Source organism: Paenibacillus sp. BIHB 4019 (assembly GCF_002741035.1).
GTDB lineage: Bacteria > Bacillota > Bacilli > Paenibacillales > Paenibacillaceae > Pristimantibacillus.
The window spans coordinates 4,142,480-4,165,480 of record NZ_CP016808.1 but is presented as its reverse complement, the minus strand read 5'-3'; the positions used below and the strand labels follow the sequence as shown (position 1 = coordinate 4,165,480).

Genomic DNA, 23,001 nt, shown 5'->3' with positions numbered 1-23,001 from the left:
TAAAATATAGGAACGTATATGATTTTGCCATACTTTCTCTATATTTCTCGGACTGAAACGCCGCGCGCCGCCAGAGGACGGAAAGAGCCGTTTCACCTTGATCCACAATACAAAGACTAGCGGTTCATCCAACCGCCATCTACGCAGAGGACGTGGCCATTCATATAGTTTGATGCAGCGGAGGCGAGGAAAATCGCCGGCCCCATCATGTCTTCGGATTCGCCCCAACGAGCGGCAGGGATACGGTCGAGAATTTGCTTGCTGCGCACCGGGTCCTCGCGAAGCGCCTCGGTGTTGTCCGTGCTCATGTAGCCCGGAGCAATCGCGTTCACCTGCACGTTTTTCGAAGCCCACTCGTTGCCAAGCGCCTTGGTCAAACCAGCAACCGCGTGCTTGCTCGCTGTGTAGCCCGGCACATTGATGCCTCCTTGGAAGGACAGCATCGAAGCGATGTTGATGATTTTGCCTGAGCCCTGCTCAATCATATGGCGGCCAGCCAGCTGGCTGAGCACATAGACCGAGTTCAGATTGACGTCAAGCACCGCTTGCCAATCCTCAAAGCTGTGATCAGCAGCAGGCGTGCGGCGGATAATGCCCGCGTTATTGACCAAGATGTCGAGGCGTCCAAGTCCCGCCAGCGTCTGATCGATAATGCCCGGCAGCAGGCTGCGGTCAGATACGTCCGCTTGAATCGATACCGTTTTGCGGCCAAGCGCCTGAATTTCCTTCTCAACGTCTGCAGGAGGCGTGCTGTTCGTAACCAGCGCAATATCTGCTCCCGCTCTCGCCAAGCCTATCGCAATTGCCGCGCCCAGACCACGTCCGGCGCCTGTCACAATTGCAGTTTTTCCTGTCAAATCGAAAAAGCTCATCTTTACACCATCCTTATCTATCCTTCAAAATCAGGCCTTTTCAATTCGCACGCCCTGCTGCTCGTATTTGGCAGCGACAGCCGGATCTATGTGCGAATCGGTAATGATCGTATGGACATCCTTCAATTCGGCAAACGTAAGCAGCGCACCCTTGTCGAACTTGCTGTGGTCAGCTACGCAATAAATATCGCGCGAGCATTCCATATAAACCTGCTTGAGCTTGGCCAGCTCCTCGGTGAAAATCGTCAGCCCATACTCCAGATGAATACCCGTCGTCGATAAAAACAGCTTATGGACATTCAGCCGCTTGACCCACTCCTGCCAGTCCGTACCGATGAGCAAATTTTGAAAACGGTATCCGCCCGGAATAACGAGGCGGATCTGTTCCTTCGCCGTCAGCTCGCGAATAATAAGCAAGTCGTTGGTCAGTACAGTCAGCGGCATGTTTTTGAGCCGCCGCGCGATTTCCAGCGTCGTGCTGCCAGCATCCAGCGCAATAATATCATTTTCAGCAATATGGGTTAACGCCTGCTCGGCGATTGCCGCCTTCTCTTGCTGATGCTTGCTGTTCGGATATTGCAAAGGCAGCAAGCTCTCATCATCTGGAGGAAGCACCGCTCCGCCATGCATGCGCTTGAGCAGTCCCTTCTCCTCCAGCCGCTCCAAATCCTCGCGTACCGTCTTTTCCGTCACCTTGAAACGCTCGCTCAGCTCGGATACTTTGACGCTGCCCTTCTCCTCCAGCTGAATAATAATTTGTCGATGACGTTCAGCGGCAAGCATGTTACTTAAGCTCTTCCATTTTCACAGCATCCATATCCGTGAACGTGTAGTTCTCGCCTGCCATCGACCAGCAGAACGTATAGTTGCTTGTGCCCACGCCCGAGTGGATTGACCATGGCGGCGAAATAATCGCCTGCTCATTGGCAACGACCAGATGTCTCGTCTCCGAAGGCTCGCCCATCATATGGAATACGCGTGCATCTTGGTTCACATCGAAGTAGAGGTAAGCTTCCATACGACGGTCATGCACGTGCGAAGGCATCGTGTTCCAAACGCTTCCTGTTTTGAGGCTTGTTACGCCCAGCATTAATTGACAGCTTTGAATGCCATCGCCATGGATATACTTGTACAATACGCGCTCGTTGGATGTTTCCAGGGAACCGAGGTGAGTCGGATTCGCTTCTTCCATCGTCATTTTGCGAGTCGGATATTCCGCATGCGCCAGTGCCGAACAGAAATACAGCTTCGCTGGATTCGCTTTGTCCTTGCTTGCCAGCTGCACATCGCGCTTGCCTTTGCCTACATATAAAACATCAAGACGGCTCAGCTCGTACGACTCGCCATCAACCGTAATAACGGCATCGCCGCCAATGTTCAGGAAGCCAATTTCGCGGCGCTCCAGAAAATATTCGGTTTTCAGCGTATCTCCCGCTTCCAGTGCCAGCTTCTCGTTCACAGGGAACGCGCCGCCAACAACCATGCGGTCATAGTGCGTGTAAACCGAAGTAAGACGATCCTGCTCAAACAGGCTCTCGATCAAAAATTCTTGACGAAGACGCTCCGTCGTATATTGCTTAACATCCGTTGGGTTAGTGGTGTGGCGAATTTCCATAGTAATTGTTCCTCCTCAAGGATAATAAAATAAATGGGGTCAGGCGCACCTGAATAGGTTTGAAAATGTTCGTTTTAATAATAACACACTTTTTCAAACTTAAACAATACAAATTACCGTATTTTTCGTTTATATCTATTTGCGGGGGCGCAGCCACACTATTCAAAAACGCCCTTTTTTATGTTAGGGTATATATCATTAAAGATCGCCTATAGGAGCGGAGCGAGTTGCATGCATGCTTTATTTCGCAATGAAAAAATACAAATGGTCGGCATCGCGCTTGCAACAGCTATAGGCGCCGAATTTAGAATTACACCATTTAGCGGGGATTTTTACCGCATTGGACTTGGCGTCAGCATCTTTTTGTTTTGTCTGCTGCAATTTCGCCATCTTTCGTTTGTGAAAACAGGCTTTCTGGCCGGCATTGCCGCTGTCATTTTCCAATCCGTGGAGTGGCTGATCTACACGCATTCCACATCCATTTTGGCGAGCCTGCAAAATAATGCTCCCGCCGCCCTGTACTATACGTTCTTTGCCTGGTGTATCGGCAAGCTGCTCGAACGGTCCAAGGAAATTCAGCCGCTGGCGCTGGGCGCATTCGTTACGCTTGTAGATTTTTCCTCCAATTTGCTGGAGCTCTTGTTTCGAAATATGTTTCTCGGCACAGCGCCCTATCACTTTAATGAACTGGCTCTGCTGCTCATTACGGCCGTCATACGCAGCTATTTTGTCATCGGGCTATACAACAGCATGGCGATCCAGCAGTTCAAGATGCTTCATGCCGAGCAGGAGAAACGTATGGAGCAAATGCTGAATGTCGGTTCCAGCTTGTATGGAGAAGCATTCTACCTGCGGAAATCGATGGATAATATTGAAGGCATTACAGCGAGCAGCTTCGAGCTGTACGACAAGCTGCGGCAGGAGCAGCCTGAGCTTGGCAAGCAGGCGCTCGTCGTCACCCAGCAAATTCATGAGGTTAAAAAAGATACACAGCGCATTCTCGCCGGGCTGCTGAAGCTGTTCCATAATGAGACGCTTACCCAGATGAGCCTTGAAGAGGTTGTGCATTATGTGAGGAAAGGCAATGTGGAATATAGCGAAATGCTGGGGAAAAGGATTGTTTTCAAGCAGCAGGTGGCGCTTGATCTGATTACGCCTCATTATATTGCGCTGCTCACGATTCTGAACAACTTGGTGGCAAATGCCGTTGAAGCCATTGAATATAGCGGCTCCATTGACATTGAAATCAGCCAGCACAGCGGCAAGCTGATTATGATCGTTGCCGATTCCGGCAAAGGCATACCGCCTGAGGAATTAGAGCTTGTGTTCGAGCCGGGCTTTACGACCAAATTTGATCAAACGGGAATTGCAGCCACCGGCATCGGATTATCCCATGTGCGAGATATTATTTGTTCATTTAAAGGCTCGATTCGCGCAGAACAGCTGGATGATAGGCCGGGCACCGCTTTTATCGCCGAGTTGTCGCTTGCTGCGCTAAACCATCATGATACAACGCCAAACTTGAAGGAGGCCCTCCATGTCCATTAGCTTCGTAATCGTAGATGATGATGCCGTCAGCAGACGGATGCTGCACAATATAATAGAACAATCTGGCTTAGGCGAAGTATTGGGTACAGCCGGAGGGGGAGTCGAGGCCGTAATGCTTATCGATGAGCTAAAGCCCGATGTTGTGCTGATCGATCTGCTCATGCCCGATCAGGACGGCATTACGACGATCGACCAGCTCCGGGCTATCCGCTACAGCGGCAAGTTTATTATGATCTCGCAAATCGATAACAAGGATATGGTTGGAAAAGCCTATCGCAGCGGAATTGAATTTTTCATCCATAAGCCCATTAACCGCGTTGAAGTGCAAGCTGTTCTACATAAGATGAATGAAAGCTGGAAATATGAGCGTTATGTAACCGAAATGAAGCAGTCGCTCGCCAAGCTCGATATTATCGAGCGCCCGCCAGCTGTGCAGGAGCGCAGCATCCGCGAAGCTGCCCGCCACATTTTAATGGACATGGGCATTATTAGTGAAGCCGGAAGCCGCGATATGATTGCCGCCGTCGAATATTTGGCCGCGCAGCCGCAGCCAGCTGCTTTCCCTTCATTAAAGGGATTATATGAGGCGGTGGCGCGTATCAGCAAGCAAAGCCAAAGCGACATTGACAAGGAAAGCAAAGCCATAGAGCAGCGAATGCGCCGCGCCGTCATGTCGGCGCTAACGAATATCGCCTCAATCGGGCTGACGGATTACAGCAATCCGAAATTCGAGCATTATGCCCCGTTATATTTTGACTTTAAGGATGTCCGCCTCAAAATGAAAATGATGGACGAGGAAGCTGCGCCCGATAAAGGCAAGGTCAATATCAAAAAGTTTCTTCAAGTGTTTTTTATGGAAGCGATGGAAAAAATAAAGCAAGCGTAAACGGCTGTCGCCATCCTCTGGCGGCAAAGCTAACGTTTCGCGGTGAAATAGAGAGAATGGATCGATAAATGCTCGTAATAATGGCACTCATCCGATACGAAGCCGATTCGCTGCTTTATTTCCGCCTCCTTCAAGCTTTGAGACTGTCCAAAAATCGTGATTTCCCCCTTATCCGGCCGGGTAATGCCCATAATCATTTTAATTAATGTCGTTTTGCCTGCTCCATTCGGGCCAATCAGCCCGGTTATGTACCCCTGCTTGAACGTGCTGGACAGGGACTCGATGCCGAACATTTTATACTGCTTGGATACTTCGGTCAGTTTAATGATGTCGCTCATATGTCCAAATCTCCTTCCTCATATAGCAGCTGCATATGCTGCTGAATTTCACTCAGGCTCAGGCAGAGCGCCTTCCCCTCCTTAATGACCGCCAGCATTTGCTGCTCCAGCCGTTTCATTCGCTGCTCTCTAACAAAATCGGCGTTTATGCCGGTTACGAATGAGCCTTTGCCAACGACAGAGTCAATAAGCCCTTCCTTCTCCAATTCCTCATAAGCCCGCTTCGTCGTAATGACGCTAATCTGCAAATCCTTAGCTAACTGCCTAATGGAGGGCAGCGATTGTCCTGAGCCAAGTTTCCCGCTTAAAATCTGATTGCGAATTTGCCGGGTAATTTGTACATAGATCGGATCATTCGAAGCGTTGGATAAAATAATGTTCATTTCCATCACCATGCTTAGCTGTTTGATGTATATATAGTATATATACACTATACTATTCCTATATGTCAATAACGCTAGGCTATACTAAGCTTCGAGCAAAGTTTGGGTCTTTTTCTGCTTTAGCGAATAGCTGCTCCCACTTGCGTAACCTTATCTGACAGAGTTTATGGCGAAACGGTAAATGTAAAACGCTTACAAATTTCTTCGACATTATTTTCTGTCGGATTTTATTATTTTTTATAGTCGGATCTTTAAAATAGGTGGCAGAAGGTCAATAAGTCTAACATTAATGGAAATGGGGTTTTCATTTATGAAGAAAATCGGATCACTTTTAATTACCGGCCTGCTTGCTCTTACCCTTAGCGCATGCGGCAGCAGCAATGAAAAAACGCCATCCGCTACGGACGGCACGGGTGCTTCGAATGAGGTTGTGACGTACACCATTGGAACAGACGCTACATTCCCTCCTTTCGAATACCAGCAGGATGGCAAATATGTCGGCATCGACATCGATATCATCAATGCCATTGGCGAGCTGGAAGGCTTTAAGGTTGATTTGAAGCCTATGAACTTTAAAGGCATTATTCCGGCGATTTCTGCCAAACAGCTCGATGCTGCCATTGCCGGCATCAGTATTACGGATGAGCGAAAGCAGGTTGTGAACCTGTCCGATACGTATTTTGAAGCGGGTTTGTCGCTGGTCGTACGTTCGGATAATGACACGATTACGAAGCCAGAGGATTTGAAAGGCAAAGTCATTGCGATTAAAAAAGGGACGGCAGGCTCTAAAAAAGCCGAGGAATTAGCGAAGGAATACAACATTACCCTCAATTATTTTGACGATAGTCCGGCGATGTTCCAAGAGGTTGTGAACAAAAATGCCGATGCTACCATTGAAGATTACCCCGTTATCTCTTATAAACTGGCGGTTGATCCAAACGCCAATTTGAAAATCGTTGGCGAAAGGCTGACAGGCGACCTATATGGCATCGCAGTGAGCAAAGACAACGAAGAACTGCTGCAAAAAATCAATGACGGCATCAAGAAGCTGAAGGAAAGCGGCAAATACGATGAAATCATTAACAAATATATAGGAACGTCTGCAAAATAAAGACGAAGACATCCTGTGAAATGAAGGAGCTGTGAATTTCATGATGTCCTCGTGGCAAGTTATTGTGGATGCGATGCCCTTGCTGTTGCAAGGGTTATGGATAACGGTCAAAATTGTCGTCATCTCGCTGCTGATTGCATTCGTAATCGGATTAATTACGGGATTGATGAATACATCAACGAGCAAAATTTTAAAGTTTATTGCAACGCTTTATATCGATATTATTCGCGGTACGCCGCTGCTCGTCCAAGTGTTTTTCATTTATTTCGCCTTGCCGGCATTTCTCGACATCCGTATTCCAGCGGAGACAGCGGGGATCATCGCAATCAGCGCCAATGCCGGTGCTTATATTGCGGAAATTTTCCGCGCCGGCATCTCGTCGATAGATAAAGGGCAGCGGGAAGCCGCCCGCTCCCTCGGTCTCAGCCAGGTGCAGACGATGCGCCTCGTCATTTTGCCGCAGGCGTTTCGCCGCATGATTCCCGCTTTCGTCAATCAGTGTACAATCAGCATCAAGGATACGTCGCTATTATCCGTTATCGGAATAAGGGAACTGACCCAAAGCGGTGAAATTATCATCTCTACCAACTACCGCGCTTTTGAAATATGGGGAACGGTTGGCGTCTTGTATTTCATCATTATTTACGGTATTTCACGCCTGTCCCGTGTGCTTGAAAGGAGGCTGAGCCTGAAATGATTATTGTCGAAGGTTTGCAGAAAAAGTTTGGCGACAACGAGGTGCTGCGGGATATTTCCACTACCATTACCGAGAAGGAAGTCGTCTGCATCATTGGCCCTTCCGGTTCAGGCAAAAGCACCTTCCTGCGTTGTCTTAATTTGCTGGAGGAAGTGACGTCCGGCGTTGTAACCATCGGCGACGTTACCGTCACAGCTCCAAAAACGAATATAGACAAGCTGCGGCAAAATGTCGGCATGGTGTTCCAGCAGTTTAATCTATTTCCGCATTTGACGGTGCTGGAGAACATTATGCTGGCGCCTAAGCATATTAAGAAAGCAAGCAAGGCGGAAAACGAGAAGCAGGCTTTAGCGCTGCTGGATAAAGTCGGTCTTGCCGCCAAAAAGGATGAATACCCCGCCCGCTTGTCCGGCGGACAGCAGCAGCGTGTCGCTATCGCCCGCGCGCTGGCGATGAACCCGCGGGTCATGCTGTTCGACGAGCCAACCTCGGCACTCGATCCGGAAATGGTCGGCGAGGTGCTTCAGGTGATGAAGGATTTGGCTCATGAAGGGATTACGATGGTAGTCGTGACGCATGAAATGGGCTTCGCCCGCGAAGTTGCAGACCGCGTTATTTTCATGGATGGCGGTTATATTGTTGAGCAGGGTCCGCCCGCTGCCATTTTCGATACACCCCAGCATGAGCGTACGCAAGCTTTTCTAAGCAAGGTGCTGTAGGCTAAAATATGGGCTGCCAACAACAAAGAAGCTTTCGCCCCTATATTGACGGGGAGCGAGAGCTTCTTTGTTTTATCCCATACGGCTATCCTTATCGCCAGTCCGAATACATTATACTAGCGCTGCAAGCGCCTCCGGCGTGAAAGCTTGAAGCTCATTCAGTCGGCCATCGCGTATTTTCGCGGCCCATTCCGGATCGCCCAACAGTGCGCGTCCAACAGCTACGAGATCAAATTCATCGTTGCTTAGCCGCTCTAGCAACGCATCGATATCCGTATGGCCTGCCCCTTTGCCTTCTGTGTAAAGCGACACATAATCCGTATCCAGCCCTACTGAGCCAACGGTAATCGTCGTTTTGCCCGACAGCTTCTTCACCCAACCTGCAAAGTTAAGCTCAGAGCCTTCGAATTCAGGCTCCCAGAACCGGCGCGTTGAGCAGTGAAAAATGTCCACTCCCGCTTGCACCAATACATGCAGCAATTGCTCCAGCTGCTCCGGCGTATCAACCAGCTTCGCGTTGTAATCGTTCATTTTCCATTGCGATATGCGGATAGCAATCGGATAGTCAGGACCTACGGCAGCGCGGATAGACTGGATCAACTCAACGGCAAATTGCGTGCGCTTCATCCTATTGCCGCCATAACGATCCGTGCGCACATTCGTCTGCTCCCATAAAAATTGATCAATGAGATACCCGTGGGCACCGTGCAGCTCAATACCGTCAAAGCCTATTTTTTGCGCGTTTACTGCTGCATCGACGTAGCTCTGAATGACGTTAGCGATTTCTTCTTCTGTCATTGGCTCGCCCACTTTATTGCCATCCAGATCAAGACCCGATGGACTGATCGACAGCACATCCGGGTTGGGCTGGGAGCCCGCAGGACGCGCAATGCCCATATGCCAAATTTGCGGAAAAATTTTGCCGCCCGCTTCATGGACCTGTCTGACTGCTTCCCCCCAACCGTTTAAAGCCGCTTCTCCATAAATATGCGGCAAAGTTGGCTCACTCGTCGCAGCTGGGTGGTTAATGACGGTTCCTTCGGTCACGATAAGGCCGACACCATTTTCTGCACGGCGACGATAATAGGCAGCGACATCCGGTCCTGGCACACCATTTGGTGAAAAACCACGTGACATAGGCGCCATTACAATACGAGTCGGTATAGTCAAATTATGAATCGTATAAGGTTGAAATAAGGCTTCGGTTAAATGAATTTCCTGCTGTTTATTGCTCATGGGTAACGCCTCCTCTATTTGGGCTGTGCCATTAATTGCGCTTCATTGCACGCAATCAAATGGGGTACGAGTGAAATAGTAACAAGGTTTATGGCCTCATTCAACCGACAAGTTGCCCGATATGTTGCTTAAGCGAGGCGAGAATAACATTGTTGCTTTTCAAAAATCGCTTGTTGCTTAAACAACAGATGTTTATAATAGGAGAAAACTTCAGTGTACGAAAAAGGAGGCTTCTTATAATGCCAGGTGTTTTTGCGCCCAACCCCCATGACCCGCGAGTCATTCGAACACGCCAATTAATATTAGATGCTTTCATGTGGCAGTTAAATCATACGGACTTTCATACGATGACCATTATGGACATTGCAAAAAAAGCGACGATTAACCGGGCGACGTTTTATGCCCATTTTCCAGATAAATATGCCTTGCTTGAAGCTTTATTAGCGGATGCCTTTATGGAATATGTTCTGAAGCGGGTCGATGCCGGGGCGCCTTTGACGGAGGATACGGTTCAGGAGCTGATTTATTCACTATGCGATTATCATGAATCCAGCAATAAATGCGTCAAGAAATACAATTCAGTCGCACCTATTATTGAAAAAAATATTAAAAAACAGTTGGATGATTTTATTGTTCAACTGCTGACGAGCGAAAACCCCCATAAAGATCAAAAAACGCTGGAGCATGCTGCCACCTTGTTAAGCTGGTCGATTTATGGCATCACCTATCAATGGAACCAGGAAGGCAGACTGGAATCCCCATCCGCCTTAGCCCGCAAAATCGTTCCATTAATCATTGGCGGGATTTCTCAATTACATGTAGTAGAAGAGCTATAACCCCCACAGGCGGACGCTAGCTTGCAGCTGACAGCTTAACGACGACAATATTCGGGCGATTGAACAAGCGCTGGGGAACGACGCTGTTGCCAAGCCCTCTGCTGACCAGCATATTCGTCTGTCCGTTTACATATTGGCCCGCATCGTATACGGGCAGTAAACCCTGCCCCGGAGCGACGAGCCCGCCAATGAACGGCAGCCTGACTTGCCCGCCATGGGCATGGCCCGAGAAGGCCAGATCGATATCTTCACGAACATAGACGTCAAACAGTTCAGGACGATGGGACAGAAGTATCGTGTAAAGCCCTTCTTCGGATTGCTTTCCCGCCTCCGCTTTCGTTGCGGCACCCGCCTTCTCTTTCCCGGCTATGTTGGCAAAGTCTTCAATAGCTGTTTGAATATTTTGCTCCGCCGCCTCTGCATCATGTCCAGCAAACGATGAAAATTTCGGATCATCGATGCCTAGCAATCGGATTTCTCCAGCTCCGGCCACAGCCCCAGTCTCAGCCCCGCTCCCTGCTCTACTTCCAGTCCCCGTTCCATTACTACTTCCAACAGAGATGCTTTCCGTTTCATTTCGCAGGACATGAACGCCAAGCTCCAGCAGCTTTTTCTCCAGCTCCGGGTAACGCGCGTAAGCATATTCATGATTGCCCGTCACATAATAAACAGGGGCCAGCTTCACGATTTCTGCCATTAGCTCAAGGCTTTCCGCCTCGCCTCCACGCCTGCTATCAATTAAATCGCCTGTAACGACGATGATGTTCGGCTGCTGATTTTCCACCTTGCGGACGAGCCGCTGCTGATGGTCGCCAAATCTTTTGCCATGCACATCGGACAGCTGCACAATGGTAAAGTCTTTCAGCCCTTGCGGCAGCTTCGCCGACGAAAGCTGAAATGACGACACCGTCAAAGCATTATTTTGAAAATAAAGAAAAACGATGATAGCAGCTGCAGCGGCTATGAATATCCCTACTCTTTTGAGCAACTTGCGCATAAGCTCCTCCTCTTCTTTTTATGTTCCTCTATAGTTTCGTGCTCTTTCCTCCTGTCTATTATACCTGTTTCTATTGCTGAACCAAGGTTAAACGGCTGTCGCCCTCCTTTTTGCGGCGCGGCGCGTTTCAGTCCGGGAACTATAAGCCCATTATAAGGATGAAACTTATAAATGCTTATATAAAAAATAAGCGGGACGCCGCATGCGCCCCGCTCTTATTCGATTGCCTTATACGTTAACCTTTTTCACGGCTTCGCTCATCTCATGCGTCTGCTGCCGAAGCAGACTCGACGTTTGCGCCACCCTCTGGAACATGACCGACTGCTCGCTGGTCAAGCGGTAAATCTCATCAGAGCGTTCCGAAACGCCCGATGCAATATGCGCAATCGCATGGACGGACGCCGCAGCCTCCTCAGACCCTGCCGTCATCTCCTCCGCCGTTGCAGATACCTCTTGAATGCGCTGCGTCACGGTGCGGAAGGCGTCCACTACATGGGTAAAAGCTTGCTCCGCTTCCGCCGTAATCGCTACGCCTTGGCCAATCTCTTTGGCTGTTACGCCCATCTTCGTGCCGATGTGCTGGGATTCCTGCTGAATGCCAAGCAGCAAATCCGATATCATCTGCACCGATAAGCTTGAAGCCTCCGCCAGCTTCCGCACTTCATCGGCTACAACAGCGAAGCCTTTGCCATGCTCGCCTGCATGGGCTGCTTCAATCGAAGCATTCAGCGCCAGCAGCTTCGTCTGGGTAGCAAAATCCCGTACCGCTTGCAGCGCCCCGCCTATTTCCTGCGAGTAGCCGCTAAGCACATCGACCATTGCGGCAACATCTCCGGCTACCACGGAAATGTTCTCCATCTGATTTTTCATCTGGGTCATGCTTTCTTTGCCTGATTGCGCTGTGGCCAGCGCGCTTGTCGCCGCATCCGAAACGGCGGTTGAGGACTCGGATACATTAGTGATTCCTTTAGCGATTTCCTCCATCGCATTCGCACTGTCGCTTGCGCCTTGCTTCTGCGTATGTGCGCCCTGCCGGATATGCTGGACGGAATGGTCAACCGTCTTGCTCATGACCAGCATTTCCTCCGCATTGCGGCTGAATTGCTCTGTCGAATCAACTAAAATATTCGTCGTAGCCGCAACACCTGCAACCATATCGCTAATGATTTTATTCAAGTTGCCCGACATATGAATCATCGCTTTAAACGTGCTGCCGATTTCATCCTCGCTTCTGAGATGATACGCCGTCAAAATCTGATTGGCCTGCGCCAGCTCGCCATGCGCCATTTTATCGACACTGGCCTTCAATACTTTCAGCGGTCTGAGCCCCTTTACGACAAAGCGCAATACGATCGCAATGGCCGCAGCCGTAATGAACAGCAGCAGGACATAAAAGGGAATGCTCGACTTAATAATATCCGATTCAATATCGCTAACAACGGACACAGCCGTATCAATGCCAATGACGCCAATCAATGCGCCGCTGCTGTCCAATAAGGGAGCGTACGAGGAAATATATTTGCCGTACTCCTCATTGTCAATAATCGGCGAGCTTGCTGGGCTTCCTTGCAGCAGTTTCTGAACCGCATCGCCCGGCATATCCGTCACTTCATTAATCGGTGATGCCTTATCCGCATCCTTCATGCCGTCCACCATAATAAGCGGCGTGCCCTTGTCATCGATTTTCACGAAATACACATACATGGCGCCGATGCGCACGCGAAAATCATCAAGCTCATCTCGTATGGTCAAAAATAAATCATTTTCCTTCGGTTCTTTGGCAAACTCCGCATAAGCAGCTGTATCCAGCTGGTTGACGTAGCTCTGAGCAATCTGGATGTTATAGCTGGAAATGGCCTCCTGTGCAGCTGACTTCATGTTCGCAAGCTGCAGCAATACGCTGCCGGCAGAGATAATAACAATGACTAGCGTAACTACCGCAACAATGCGTGCCACTAAACGTTTCCTGAAAAATCCGATCATCCGATCCTCTTCCTCCCGCATCAAACCCAGCCTTTTTTACTAGTCCGCTACCCAAATCCAACATGCTTCAAGCACTATGTATGTTGAAGATTTTAAACGAATATGTCGAAATTCGCAAGAAATTATTGGGCCATCACTTGCAATCGCTTACGAAAAAGAGCGGAATTCAACGACTATTTTTCGTAATAGCTGCCTTAGCTACAATGTCTTATCTATAGTAGCAATTTCCCTCATAAAGGGAGTGATAGCAAAAACATTTTCAATATCATCCTCATCAAGTTTCGCCCAATAACATATGGTATTTATATGAATATTTACATCCCTTATTAAATGATATTTTATGAGCTCAGCTATATTTTCTTCGGCCTTGTTTCCCGAAATCGCATCGTTGTATGATTCAACAATAATAATCATTAAAGCAAATTTTTCTTCGAGGTTTAAATCCATGCTTTCATATGCATGCAAAAATTCACCAATTTTAGAAAAATAAGAAACTTCATATTCCCAGTCTTGTGTGAATTCACCTGGGGGTGGCAACTTGATTTTCTCTACAAGCCCCTCCACAGCACTTCTTGTAACATATCTGGGATGTTTATTGTCCATAATTTAATGCCACCCCTTGTGAATGTGAATCTACTTACCAAAGGCACCGTGGGACTCTTTGTTTCGCGGGTTTGCTCCTAGCACAAAGACACAAGGATATTTGGTGGACACAGCAGCCGCTATTTACACAAAATCACGGGATTAGGCACTGTCTGCGGACTCAGGAGCAGCTAATGTGCTGACAAAAGCCATTTTGACGGGATGAGGAGAGCCATAGCGGCTTTCCTGTCCGCTTACCGCCTGGAATCGAATAATAAGCCACAATAGCGGAACCTCGGTCCTCAAAAAAACAGTGAGTATTCCCGAGCTGCGCGCCATCAGCAATAGTGATCTCAGCAACAGTGACCTCAGTAACAGCGCTCTCAGCAACAGTGACCTCAGTAACAGCGCTCTCAGCCACGGTGCTCTCAGCCACGGTGCTCTCAGCCACGATCGCATGCTGCTGTTCCCACCCTCGGAACGATAAGATGAGGCTTGCCCCTTACGCAAGGAGCAGCAGGCCAACTCTAGTTACCTATCCAGCCAAGAAAAAGGCGGAGCCCCATAGCCCCGCCGCCTACCTCTGCATTTCCTCGCTTACGCCTTCTCTACTTTAAAAACAAACTTCCATTTTGCAGCGTTGCCAGAGTATCGGCCTCTGTTTTCCACGACCTTTACATCAAGCGTATGCTTCTTGCTCGACGTCACCGTTGAAGCCTTGAAAGACTTATTGGCTGTGCCGACATCAGGGATTTTGTCCTGCTCGATTGCCGTTGCCTCCAGCTTCACAAGCTCGCTTGGCTTTAGCGTCAGCTTAATGCTGTCTCCAGCGGCTACGGCCTTTCCATTGATCAAAACCTGCGTCTCCCACTCATTCCCCACAGAATCGTTCGACACCAAATCCTCACTAACGAAGGTAACCTTAATCGTCACCGTCTTCGCAGCTGCCGCAAGCGGCTGCACAGCAATTGCAGTAAGCAGCGCGACCATGAGCAGCACGCGCAAGCTTTTGACCAGCATGCTGAAGTTCCTCCTTTCATTGTTTATGAATTTTCCTTTTATGCCATTATTCATCAGGCATATATTCTATAACGGCAGCTTGCAGCAGTTGTATAAGATCGGCATTCATCTATTCGTATTCATCAGGAATGTGCAGGCAAATGACCCGCTTCTCGCTTATCGCATGGGGAAACTTCTCCTGCATGCGGCGCAAATGCTTTTTCTCCATGACAAAAATAACGTCAGCCCAGCCGATGTGGCCTTCGGTCACTCGCACTCTAGCCTGCGGCTCTGTTCCGGCAGAACGCACCTCATGTCCATCTACACCATTCAGCACCGTTTCAGCTGTCAAGCTGCGCCATTTGTTCCGGCTGCATATAAATAATAGCTTGCTCATCCTACAGCTCGATGCTCGTGTAATGCTCCACGACCGGAAACGGATCATAATAATGATGCAGCAGCCGCTTCCACTCCTGATATTCCGAGGAACCGCGGAAGCCCTCTGTATGGTCCTCCAGCGTCTCCCATTTCACGAGCAGCAGGTATTTATTTTGCTCCTCCAGGCAGCGCTGCAGCTCATGATGCACGTAGCCTTTCATGCTGGAAATGATTTGCGAAGCTTCCTTGAAGCTGGCCTCGAACGAATCTGCGAGCCCTGCCTTGACTTGTAAAATAGCAACTTCCAAAATCATAAGCGCACGGCCCTCCCGCTATATTTTCAACCTGTTATTATTATTTTGCCGAAATAAATTGAACGACACCAATAGACATCAACATCAAAAACATGACAACAACAAAACCGATAGCGAATTTCAGCCCGCCAGGCAAGCCTTGCCGTTTTCCGTGCTCCTGCTCCAGCTTCTCCAGCCGCAGCTTAATTTCATCCAGCTCTCTTTCCTTGTTCTCCTCCATCATGCGCCACCTCTTCCTCCTAGTAGATATCCTTATTCTACCACAAAAGGAATCGCCCTCTTCCCTAGCTCCTATCCAGCAGCTGCTTTAAGCGGCCGGGAAAATCCGTAATAATGCCGTCCACCTGCTTGTCTAGCAAAGCCAGAAAATCTTGCTCTTCATTCACGGTATAGGGAAAAACAGCGATATTTGCCTTTGCGGCTTCCGCCGTATCCTCGGCGTCAATGCTGCTGTAATGCGGATGCAGCGAAAATACTTCGCAGCCCATCAGCCCGGCATACGCCGCTGGCGCAATTAATGCCGCCCCATAAAGCAGACCGATCCGCAGCTCCGGCATCCGTGCTTTCAGCCGTGCCAGCAGTTTATGATCGAAGGAGGACACAATCGTGCGCTCCATGCGTCCAGGCTCCTGCAAAAAAGCGTCCAGCGCTTCATCCAGCGCGCCGTTATAGGAGTCCTTCGCTTCTACATTAATTTCAATAGGCTTCGGAAGCAGCGCATAGACTTCCTCCAGCAGCGGTGCCCGTTCCCCGCTAAATGCTGCGGCAAATTTGCTGCCCGCATCCGCCTTGCTGATCGCCTCATAATTCATGCTGCGGATCAGGCCAGTCTGCGTCGTCGTCCGATCCAGCGTCGCATCATGGCAGACGACCAGCTTATTATCAGCTGAAAGATGGATGTCCAGTTCGACCATATCACAGCCTTGTTCGGCAGCTAATTGAAAGGATGCGAGCGTATTTTCCGGGGCTTCGCCCGCGGCTCCCCGATGCCCAATAATAAGCGGACGCTTCGCTGTTTCTTTGTTGTTTCCGGCTTCTCCTGCTTGCTGCTTATTCATCCTTCCACTATCCTCTCTACTACGTATTAGTGCAAATATAAGCATTTATAAGCATTACCCTTATAATGGGCTTATATTTCGCCCGCGAAACGAAAGCTTTGCCGCCAGTCGACAGCTTCAGCCGTTTACGCTTGCTATTATAGCAAATTTATGAAATGGGCTGCATCTGCGCATAGGCGCAACGATGCAGCCCATTTCATTTTTTTAATGCGGGGCTGTCATCCACTGGCTGCTTTCTTTATAATGAAACTAAAAAAAGAAGGTGCGCGATTATAAGCTCCAGTGAAAAATATGGCGTGTTCGGCTACCGCTTTCAGGAGCCCGCCGTACAGCCTATCTACCAGCTCTATGCGACTGGCTATGAGAAAATGGACAGCCTTCTGTATGAATGGGACGGCATGAAGCGAACGGACGGGCCGCTTTATTTATTTCAATATACCGTTTCAGGCTGCGGCCAGCTGGAGCTGGGTGACCAGCGCTTCTCCGTCCCGGCAGGAACGGCCTTTATGGTGGAAATACCGGGGAAGCATCGCTATTTTGCACGGGATAATGGAAATGGTGACAACGGAAATGACGACGAGAACGGCACCCCATGGGAGTTTTATTTTGTACTGTTCCGGCAGCAGCATCTTGGGGAGCTATGGTCAGCCATGTTAGATTCGCTTGGTCCGCTCCCGACTTTTCCGATGGATTCTCCGGTTATTCGCATGCTCCAGCTCATTTATGCCGAGGCCAGGCATGGCCGGATTGAAGACGTTCATCAAGCTTCCTCGCTAGTGTATCAGTTTATGATGGAGCTGAGCCGCAGCCGTTCTGCCGAGCGCAGACAGCGCAGCAGCTGGCCTGATAAAGTGCAGCGTGCAGCTGCATATATGGAGCAGCATTACACCAGGCCGGAAAGCCTTGATGATATTGCGGCCGCCGCCGGATCATCGAAATACCATCTGACACGCACCTTTGCCGAAGCGACCGGCATGACACTGCTCGCCTATATGACGCGGCTGCGCATGGAGAAGGCTACCCAGCTGCTGCGGCAATCGCCCTTGTCTGTTCATGAGGTTGCGCTTGCGGTCGGCTACACGAGCGGCAGCTATTTCAGCAAGGTGTTCCGCAGCTGGACGGGCTTTCCGCCCAGCGAGTTTCGCGAGGCGCAGGAGCTGCCGGCCACGTGGCGGTTTATGTTTGACTGAAACCGCAATATTTTACATGTATACGCAATACTTTATGCTGGAAACCTATCGTCCTCTCGCTTACCATGGAAGAATAGAACCGCAATATAAGCGACGAAGGGGACGATATCGATGTTGAAGCATCACGAACTGGCTGTTACGCCGCCGATGGGCTGGAATAGCTGGGATTGTTATGGCGCAAGTGTGAAGGAAGAGGAAGTACGTGCCAATGCTCGTTATATGGCGGAGCATTTGAAGCCTTTTGGCTGGGAATATGTCGTGGTGGATATTCAGTGGTATGAGCCAGGAGCCTATTCCTCCTCGTACCGCCCTTTCGTGCCGCTGGAAATGGACGAATATTCCCGCTTGCTGCCCGCCGTTAACCGGTTCCCATCCGCTGCGGATGGACAAGGCTTTAAACCGCTTTCCGAATATGTACACAGTCTTGGACTTAAATTCGGCATTCATATTATGCGGGGCATTCCGCGCCAAGCCGCCCATGCCGATACGAAAATTCTCGGCACCGACGCAACTGCCCGCTCGATTGCACAAGCCGGTGACGGCAGCATTTGTCCGTGGAATACCGACATGTATGGCGTCAATACGAACAAGGATGGCGCCCAGCAATATTACAACTCGCTGTTTGAGCTGTATGCTTCATGGGGCGTAGACTTTGTAAAAGTCGATGATATCGCTGCTTCGAGGCTGTATGGCATCCGGGCTGATGAAATCAGCATGATTCGCCAGGCGATTGATAGTTGCGGACGGCCGATGGTGCTCAGTCTTTCCCCTGGCCCGGCTCCAGTCGAGCACGCCGAGGAGCTGACTGCTGGCGCCAACATGTGGCGGATTACGGACGACTACTGGGATTTGTGGCATCTGCTGTACGAAATGTTCGAGCGCTGTGAAAAATGGGCTCCCCATGTCGGCCCCGGCCACTGGCCGGATTGCGACATGCTGCCGCTCGGCCATCTCGGCATTCGCTCCGTAGACGGCGGCGGCGCAGACCGCTGGACGCGCTTTACCCGCGACGAGCAGGTAACGATGATGTCGCTATGGTCTATTTTCCGCTCACCGCTCATGTTCGGCGGGGAATTGAACGATAATGACGAATGGACGCTGTCGCTGCTCACGAATAAGGAGGTGCTTGCGCTGCATCAAAACAGCCGCGATGCCCGCCAAGTTTACCGCGATAGCGCAGACCGCATCGTATGGACGGCTGGCTCCGCTGAAGGCGAAGGCACCGCCTATGTCGCCCTGTTCAATGCGGGCGATGAAGCAGCTGTCGTATCGGTATCGCTAAGCCAGCTTGGGCTTGACGGTACGCGCAGCGTGCGGGATGTATGGCAGCAAGAGAAGCTAGGGCAATGCGAGGACTCGCTTTCCTATCAGCTTGCTCCACATGCCTCCCTTCTGCTGAAGCTCACCATTTAATAATAAGAAGAAGTCCCCCTTGTGGCAGCTGCCCAGCCGTACACGAGGGGGGACTTCTTTGTTTATGAATAGACAGGCATGCTAGCCTTGATGATACAGCCAACGAATGCTAATTCTGCTTTCTATTAGATACCGCCATTGTCCAGATAAGCCTGCATTTGCTTCTTGAGCTCTTCACGGATGGTATCCAGTCCGAGCGCACGAAGCTCCTTGTTCAATTTCTCGGCGGACTGCTTCCAGTTCGGATCAAGCCCGTGCCTGAAAATTTGCACCGCTTGGTCAAACTTCGGCTGCACCTTGGCAATTTCTGTTTTGACCGAATCGGAATTAAAGGTAAAGCCCGAGAGCGGGATACGGAAATAGCTGTCATTGCTGCCTTGATAGTTCAAGTAGTCGAGCGTAAGCGGGTCGTTATCTGAGCCCACGCGGGACAAAACCGGATTCCAAGTCAATTCATATTTAGGGAAAATGTAATTCGTTGAGCCTTCTGTCAGGCTGTATTGCTTCTCGCCTTCCGCCTTCCAGTGGGTTCCCTCGATGCCAAGCTCGAACAGGTCATGATTTTCCTGGCTGGCAAAAATCCAGTCGATAAACTTCATCGTGCGGTCTGGGTCCTGTGCCGTAATGGGAATGACCAGATCGTTCCATGCTTTGTAATCGGTAGGAATGCAGCCGGCTTTTTTGCCTGCTGCGCAGGACAAGTAGACGAACGGCTCGACGTCTGCGCCAGGAACCGCCTTCTGCAGCTCTTGTCTAACACTTGGAATATCGTTAATCGTGCCTTCAAACGAAGCGGCTTTTCCCGCCTTGAACAGCGCGATAGCATCCTTCTCGCTAAGTGAATCCTTCTGGACATAGGAATTGAATGCCACGTACTTGTCGTAAGCCTGATAAATATTATCTGGATTGTTGAACGGCTCCGGGAAGCTGGCATATTCGGACACAGGATCGCCGATTGTCGTTACGCCAACGACGGTTTTGCCATCCTCGGACAACGCGACGTTAAAGTCGGCTCCTGTTCCCGTAATGCCGAGTCCGTTGACCGCCCAGTTGGCTCCGCGGAACGTCTGTGAATTCGTTTCGACCTCGAACATTTTGAAGAAGCCGCGCGCTCCTTTAAGCGCCAGAGGGATCATGCTGCCTTCATTTTTTCTGACATTGTCCAAATAAACCTTGTAATCGTCGTAGCTTGCAATCGGGTCCATGCCATATTTTTCACGCAAGTCTTTACGAACCATAACAGCTTCAATATCGGTGTAATATTGCGTAAGCGGAATGGCATAAATATGGCCGTCTATTTTATTGCTGGCGAGAAACTCCTCCGAGAATGCGGCTTTCAGGCCAGGGTAATCGTCATTGTTAAAATATTTATCCAGCTCCGTATACAGCCCTTGGCTGACATGCTGGCTCAGGTTCTGCCATGGCGCGTCGAAGGCCAGATCGACCTGCTCGCCAGTAGACATTTTCAGCTTCATCTTCTGCTTATGGTCGTCACCTGTATTAAATTCGAACTCAAGCTTCGTATTCAGCGTATCCTTCGTTCGGTTCTCGAACTCTGCAAGCACGCTGCCTAAATCCGTCGGCTTGTCACCGAACAGCATAACCTTTAAAGTAATCGGTTTCAAAGCTGTGTTTGCCGAAGCTCCTCCGCCATCTGTCGCGCTGGAAGCGGCCGGTGTGTTTGTGCCACCGCTGTTGTTCGAGCAAGCTGCAACCAAAGCGACGATGGCCAGCATCAGGAAAAATGATTTAAACACCTGTTTCATGTTTTTTCCTCCCTTTTATGTGTGTAAAGTATATACTAAATCGCCTTTTGAAAGCGAATTCAGCCGGGCATAAGCTAGCCTTTGACTGCGCCTACCATCAAGCCTTTGACAAAATATTTTTGCAGGAAGGGATAGAGGAAAATAATCGGGCCAATCGTGACGACCGTCGTTGCAAGCCGCGTCGTATAAGTCGGCGTCGCAAAGCCGGGAATATTGACCTTTGACGAAATGGTGTTGGCAAACTCCACATTGCTCATAATGCGCATAATTAAATATTGCAGCGGGAACAAGTCCTCCTTGGAAATATAGAGCATCGCCTCAAACCATTTGTTCCAGAACGCGAGCGCATAGAACAGGCCCACCGTGGCAATCGCAGGCAGCGAGATCGGCAAAATAATACGGAATAAAATATATAGATCGTTCGCGCCATCGATTTTTGCTGATTCAGCAAGCGACTCGTCTATCGATTTGAAGAAGTTGCGCATAAGGAACATATTCCAGGGACTTACGAGCGCTGGAATAATGAGCACCCATATGGAGTTCGCCATGCCTAAATATTTAGTAATAAGCAAATAGTTGGCAACAAGCCCGCCATGGAACAGCATCGTAAAGTAGACATAGAAGTTAATGCCATTGCGGTATTTGAGCGTCTTAATGGACAGCGGATAAGCAAGGGCACACGTAACGAGCATCGCAAGCGCTGTACCGACAATCGTTACAAACAGCGTGACTCCGTATGCTTTATAGATCGTTGCATCTTTAAAAATCAGCTCATACGCCTTAAGCGAAAACTCTTTCGGCCACAGGCCGTAGCCATCGCGGAGCAAGGACGTCTCCGTCGTCATCGAGCTGCTGATGACCATGAGAAACGGCACAATGCAATAGAGGGCGAATAAGGTTATCAGTACATAAATGGACAGCTTCACTATGCGGTCCGCTGCGCTTTCTTTGATCATGTGAGGCGCCTCCTGTGCGGCAACGAGTATTTTTAAAATAAAGCGGAATCCGGGCTGAACTTTCTGGCCATTTGATTCGCGGTCAGCACAAGGATAAAACCAACCATCGATTGGAAAACGCCTACGGAAGCCGCCATGCTCATATCTCCCAAATCCATAAGCGCCCGGTATACGTACGTATCAATGACGTCTGTTGTCGGGTAAAGAATCGGATTGCGTCCGACAATCGCGAAGATCATGCCGAAGTCGCCGTAGAAAATTCCGCCCATAGCCAGCAGCAGCATTAATATGATCGTTGGCTTGAGCAAGGGAAGCGTAATAAATCTTATTTTTTTCCACCGGCCTGCTCCGTCAATTGAAGCGGATTCATAAATGTCCGGATTAATGCCAGATATCGTTGCCATATAGACGATTGAGCCAAAGCCTGCACCCTGCCAAAGCTTGATCAGCACAAGAATAGCTGGCCAATAGGCGGCTTCGTTAAAGAAGGAAATTTCTGCGATGCCGAATGCGCCTAATATTTTATTGATGAAGCCATTTTCACTGGACAGCAGCGCCACGATAAACATCGAAATAACGGTCCAGGATAAAAAATAAGGCAGCGTTACAATCGTTTGCGTAATGCGCTTGAACCATTTTCCGCCCAGCTCGGAGAGCATAATGGCGATAGCGACGGAAGCGAGCGTGCCGATTCCGATAAACAGCGTGTTCAGAAACAGCGTGTTCACCATCACCTTGATCGTGTCGCTGGATTCAAAGAAGAAGCTGAAATTTTTCAAGCCGACAAATTCGCTTTTGAACAGTCCCAGCCTTGGATTAAAATCCTGAAAGGCAATGACGATGCCGCCTATGGGCAAATACGAGAAGATAAATACGACTAACAGTCCCGGCAATGTAAGCAAGTAGAGCAGGCCGTTTTTATGAAGTTCACTAAAAAAGGAGTCCTTCTTTTGCTGCCCGGCTGCTTTGCTGCCCGTTTTTTGTAATGCTGCTTCTCTCACATGTAGACCTCCTTAACGCTGCTTGCGTTTTCTTGTGCCCTCATCATGGCAGAAACAGCAGGCGTCCAGCTAGAATAAAATGTTCCGATATCCGCAAATTGTTCGCTCGCTAACGCTATAAAA

The 23,001-nt window shown here is 49.6% G+C and carries 24 protein-coding genes and 1 pseudogene; 8 read left to right on the top strand and 17 right to left on the bottom strand.

The features are described from left to right. Positions 1–116: 116 nt before the first annotated feature. The 3 genes from kduD to kduI are packed head-to-tail and all read right to left on the bottom strand — an operon-like array spanning position 117 to position 2,487. On the bottom strand, positions 117–872 hold the full coding sequence (gene kduD, locus BBD42_RS18115; protein ID WP_056043364.1) for a 2-dehydro-3-deoxy-D-gluconate 5-dehydrogenase KduD: 756 nt from the start codon (positions 870–872) through the stop codon (positions 117–119). 30 nt (positions 873–902) lie between these two features. Further along, positions 903–1,655, bottom strand: a complete 753-nt coding sequence (locus BBD42_RS18110) for a DeoR/GlpR family DNA-binding transcription regulator (protein WP_056043362.1) — start codon at positions 1,653–1,655, stop codon at positions 903–905. A gap of 1 nt (position 1,656) precedes the next feature. Then, complete coding sequence (gene kduI / locus BBD42_RS18105) at positions 1,657–2,487, bottom strand: 5-dehydro-4-deoxy-D-glucuronate isomerase (protein WP_056043359.1); 831 nt, start codon at positions 2,485–2,487, stop codon at positions 1,657–1,659. Between the two features lie 231 nt (positions 2,488–2,718). On the opposite strand from kduI, the gene BBD42_RS18100 reads away from it, so the two are divergent. Next, on the top strand, positions 2,719–4,035 hold the full coding sequence (locus BBD42_RS18100) for an ATP-binding protein (RefSeq protein WP_172455545.1): 1,317 nt from the start codon (positions 2,719–2,721) through the stop codon (positions 4,033–4,035). After that, positions 4,025–4,921, top strand: coding sequence for a response regulator (locus tag BBD42_RS18095; RefSeq protein WP_099519296.1), 897 nt, complete (start codon positions 4,025–4,027; stop codon positions 4,919–4,921). The genes BBD42_RS18100 and BBD42_RS18095 overlap by 11 nt, the downstream gene beginning before the upstream one ends. Before the next feature lie 29 nt (positions 4,922–4,950). Here BBD42_RS18095 and BBD42_RS18090 read toward each other — a convergent pair whose 3' ends face one another. Further along, entirely contained in the window at positions 4,951–5,259 is a 309-nt protein-coding gene (locus tag BBD42_RS18090) for an ATP-binding cassette domain-containing protein (RefSeq protein ID WP_099519295.1), read from the bottom strand. Beyond that, a complete protein-coding gene (locus tag BBD42_RS18085) occupies positions 5,256–5,642 on the bottom strand; it encodes a GntR family transcriptional regulator (protein WP_099521670.1) in 387 nt (128 codons plus the stop codon). Before BBD42_RS18085 ends, BBD42_RS18090 begins: the two co-directional genes overlap by 4 nt. Before the next feature lie 310 nt (positions 5,643–5,952). On the opposite strand from BBD42_RS18085, the gene BBD42_RS18080 reads away from it, so the two are divergent. The 3 genes from BBD42_RS18080 to BBD42_RS18070 are packed head-to-tail and all read left to right on the top strand — an operon-like array spanning position 5,953 to position 8,169. Next, the gene (locus BBD42_RS18080; RefSeq protein ID WP_099519294.1) at positions 5,953–6,753 is read left to right on the top strand and encodes a transporter substrate-binding domain-containing protein; all 801 of its coding nucleotides are present in this window, start codon (positions 5,953–5,955) and stop codon (positions 6,751–6,753) included. Between the two features lie 40 nt (positions 6,754–6,793). Then, a complete protein-coding gene (locus BBD42_RS18075; RefSeq protein ID WP_099519293.1) occupies positions 6,794–7,450 on the top strand; it encodes an amino acid ABC transporter permease in 657 nt (218 codons plus the stop codon). Continuing rightward, a complete protein-coding gene (locus BBD42_RS18070; protein ID WP_099519292.1) occupies positions 7,447–8,169 on the top strand; it encodes an amino acid ABC transporter ATP-binding protein in 723 nt (240 codons plus the stop codon). The genes BBD42_RS18075 and BBD42_RS18070 overlap by 4 nt, the downstream gene beginning before the upstream one ends. A 111-nt stretch (positions 8,170–8,280) precedes the next feature. On the opposite strand, the gene BBD42_RS18065 is transcribed toward BBD42_RS18070, so the two are convergent. After that, positions 8,281–9,405 carry an NADH:flavin oxidoreductase gene (locus tag BBD42_RS18065; protein ID WP_099519291.1) on the bottom strand — a complete coding sequence of 375 codons (1,125 nt, stop codon included), beginning with the start codon at positions 9,403–9,405 and terminating at the stop codon, positions 8,281–8,283. A gap of 239 nt (positions 9,406–9,644) precedes the next feature. Here BBD42_RS18065 and BBD42_RS18060 point away from each other — a divergent pair, with 239 nt between their 5' ends. Then, positions 9,645–10,241 (top strand): TetR/AcrR family transcriptional regulator, encoded by a 597-nt coding sequence (locus BBD42_RS18060; protein WP_172455544.1) that lies wholly within the window; start codon positions 9,645–9,647, stop codon positions 10,239–10,241. A 16-nt stretch (positions 10,242–10,257) separates the two neighbouring features. Here the strand turns inward: BBD42_RS18060 and BBD42_RS18055 are convergent, their stop codons facing one another. From BBD42_RS18055 to BBD42_RS18015, 8 genes and pseudogenes are all read right to left on the bottom strand, one after another. Next, positions 10,258–11,238 carry a metallophosphoesterase gene (locus BBD42_RS18055; RefSeq protein ID WP_099519289.1) on the bottom strand — a complete coding sequence of 327 codons (981 nt, stop codon included), beginning with the start codon at positions 11,236–11,238 and terminating at the stop codon, positions 10,258–10,260. 228 nt (positions 11,239–11,466) lie between these two features. Then, the gene (locus tag BBD42_RS18050; protein ID WP_099521669.1) at positions 11,467–13,221 is read right to left on the bottom strand and encodes a methyl-accepting chemotaxis protein; all 1,755 of its coding nucleotides are present in this window, start codon (positions 13,219–13,221) and stop codon (positions 11,467–11,469) included. Between the two features lie 198 nt (positions 13,222–13,419). Next, on the bottom strand, positions 13,420–13,824 hold the full coding sequence (locus tag BBD42_RS18045; protein WP_099519288.1) for a hypothetical protein: 405 nt from the start codon (positions 13,822–13,824) through the stop codon (positions 13,420–13,422). A gap of 576 nt (positions 13,825–14,400) precedes the next feature. After that, positions 14,401–14,823: a hypothetical protein gene (locus BBD42_RS18035; RefSeq protein ID WP_099519286.1), complete on the bottom strand. Its 423-nt coding sequence runs from the start codon at positions 14,821–14,823 to the stop codon at positions 14,401–14,403. Between the two features lie 112 nt (positions 14,824–14,935). Beyond that, positions 14,936–15,199 (bottom strand): annotated as a pseudogene (locus tag BBD42_RS18030) (low molecular weight protein tyrosine phosphatase family protein); the annotation flags it as partial. 1 nt (position 15,200) lies between these two features. Continuing rightward, positions 15,201–15,494 carry an antibiotic biosynthesis monooxygenase family protein gene (locus BBD42_RS18025; protein WP_099519284.1) on the bottom strand — a complete coding sequence of 98 codons (294 nt, stop codon included), beginning with the start codon at positions 15,492–15,494 and terminating at the stop codon, positions 15,201–15,203. Between the two features lie 40 nt (positions 15,495–15,534). Then, a complete protein-coding gene (locus BBD42_RS18020; protein ID WP_099519283.1) occupies positions 15,535–15,717 on the bottom strand; it encodes a hypothetical protein in 183 nt (60 codons plus the stop codon). Positions 15,718–15,778: 61 nt separating this feature from the next. Then, on the bottom strand, positions 15,779–16,552 hold the full coding sequence (locus BBD42_RS18015) for a glycerophosphodiester phosphodiesterase (RefSeq protein ID WP_099519282.1): 774 nt from the start codon (positions 16,550–16,552) through the stop codon (positions 15,779–15,781). A gap of 296 nt (positions 16,553–16,848) precedes the next feature. Here BBD42_RS18015 and BBD42_RS18010 point away from each other — a divergent pair, with 296 nt between their 5' ends. Continuing rightward, on the top strand, positions 16,849–17,742 hold the full coding sequence (locus BBD42_RS18010; RefSeq protein ID WP_099519281.1) for a helix-turn-helix domain-containing protein: 894 nt from the start codon (positions 16,849–16,851) through the stop codon (positions 17,740–17,742). A gap of 114 nt (positions 17,743–17,856) precedes the next feature. Continuing rightward, positions 17,857–19,155, top strand: coding sequence for a glycoside hydrolase family 27 protein (locus BBD42_RS18005; RefSeq protein ID WP_099521668.1), 1,299 nt, complete (start codon positions 17,857–17,859; stop codon positions 19,153–19,155). A gap of 125 nt (positions 19,156–19,280) precedes the next feature. On the opposite strand, the gene BBD42_RS18000 is transcribed toward BBD42_RS18005, so the two are convergent. The 3 genes from BBD42_RS18000 to BBD42_RS17990 form a co-directional block, all read right to left on the bottom strand. Continuing rightward, positions 19,281–20,921 (bottom strand): ABC transporter substrate-binding protein, encoded by a 1,641-nt coding sequence (locus BBD42_RS18000; RefSeq protein ID WP_099519280.1) that lies wholly within the window; start codon positions 20,919–20,921, stop codon positions 19,281–19,283. 74 nt (positions 20,922–20,995) lie between these two features. Further along, on the bottom strand, positions 20,996–21,877 hold the full coding sequence (locus BBD42_RS17995) for a carbohydrate ABC transporter permease (RefSeq protein ID WP_099519279.1): 882 nt from the start codon (positions 21,875–21,877) through the stop codon (positions 20,996–20,998). 32 nt (positions 21,878–21,909) lie between these two features. Continuing rightward, positions 21,910–22,878 (bottom strand): ABC transporter permease, encoded by a 969-nt coding sequence (locus BBD42_RS17990; RefSeq protein ID WP_099519278.1) that lies wholly within the window; start codon positions 22,876–22,878, stop codon positions 21,910–21,912. Positions 22,879–23,001: the final 123 nt, after the last annotated feature.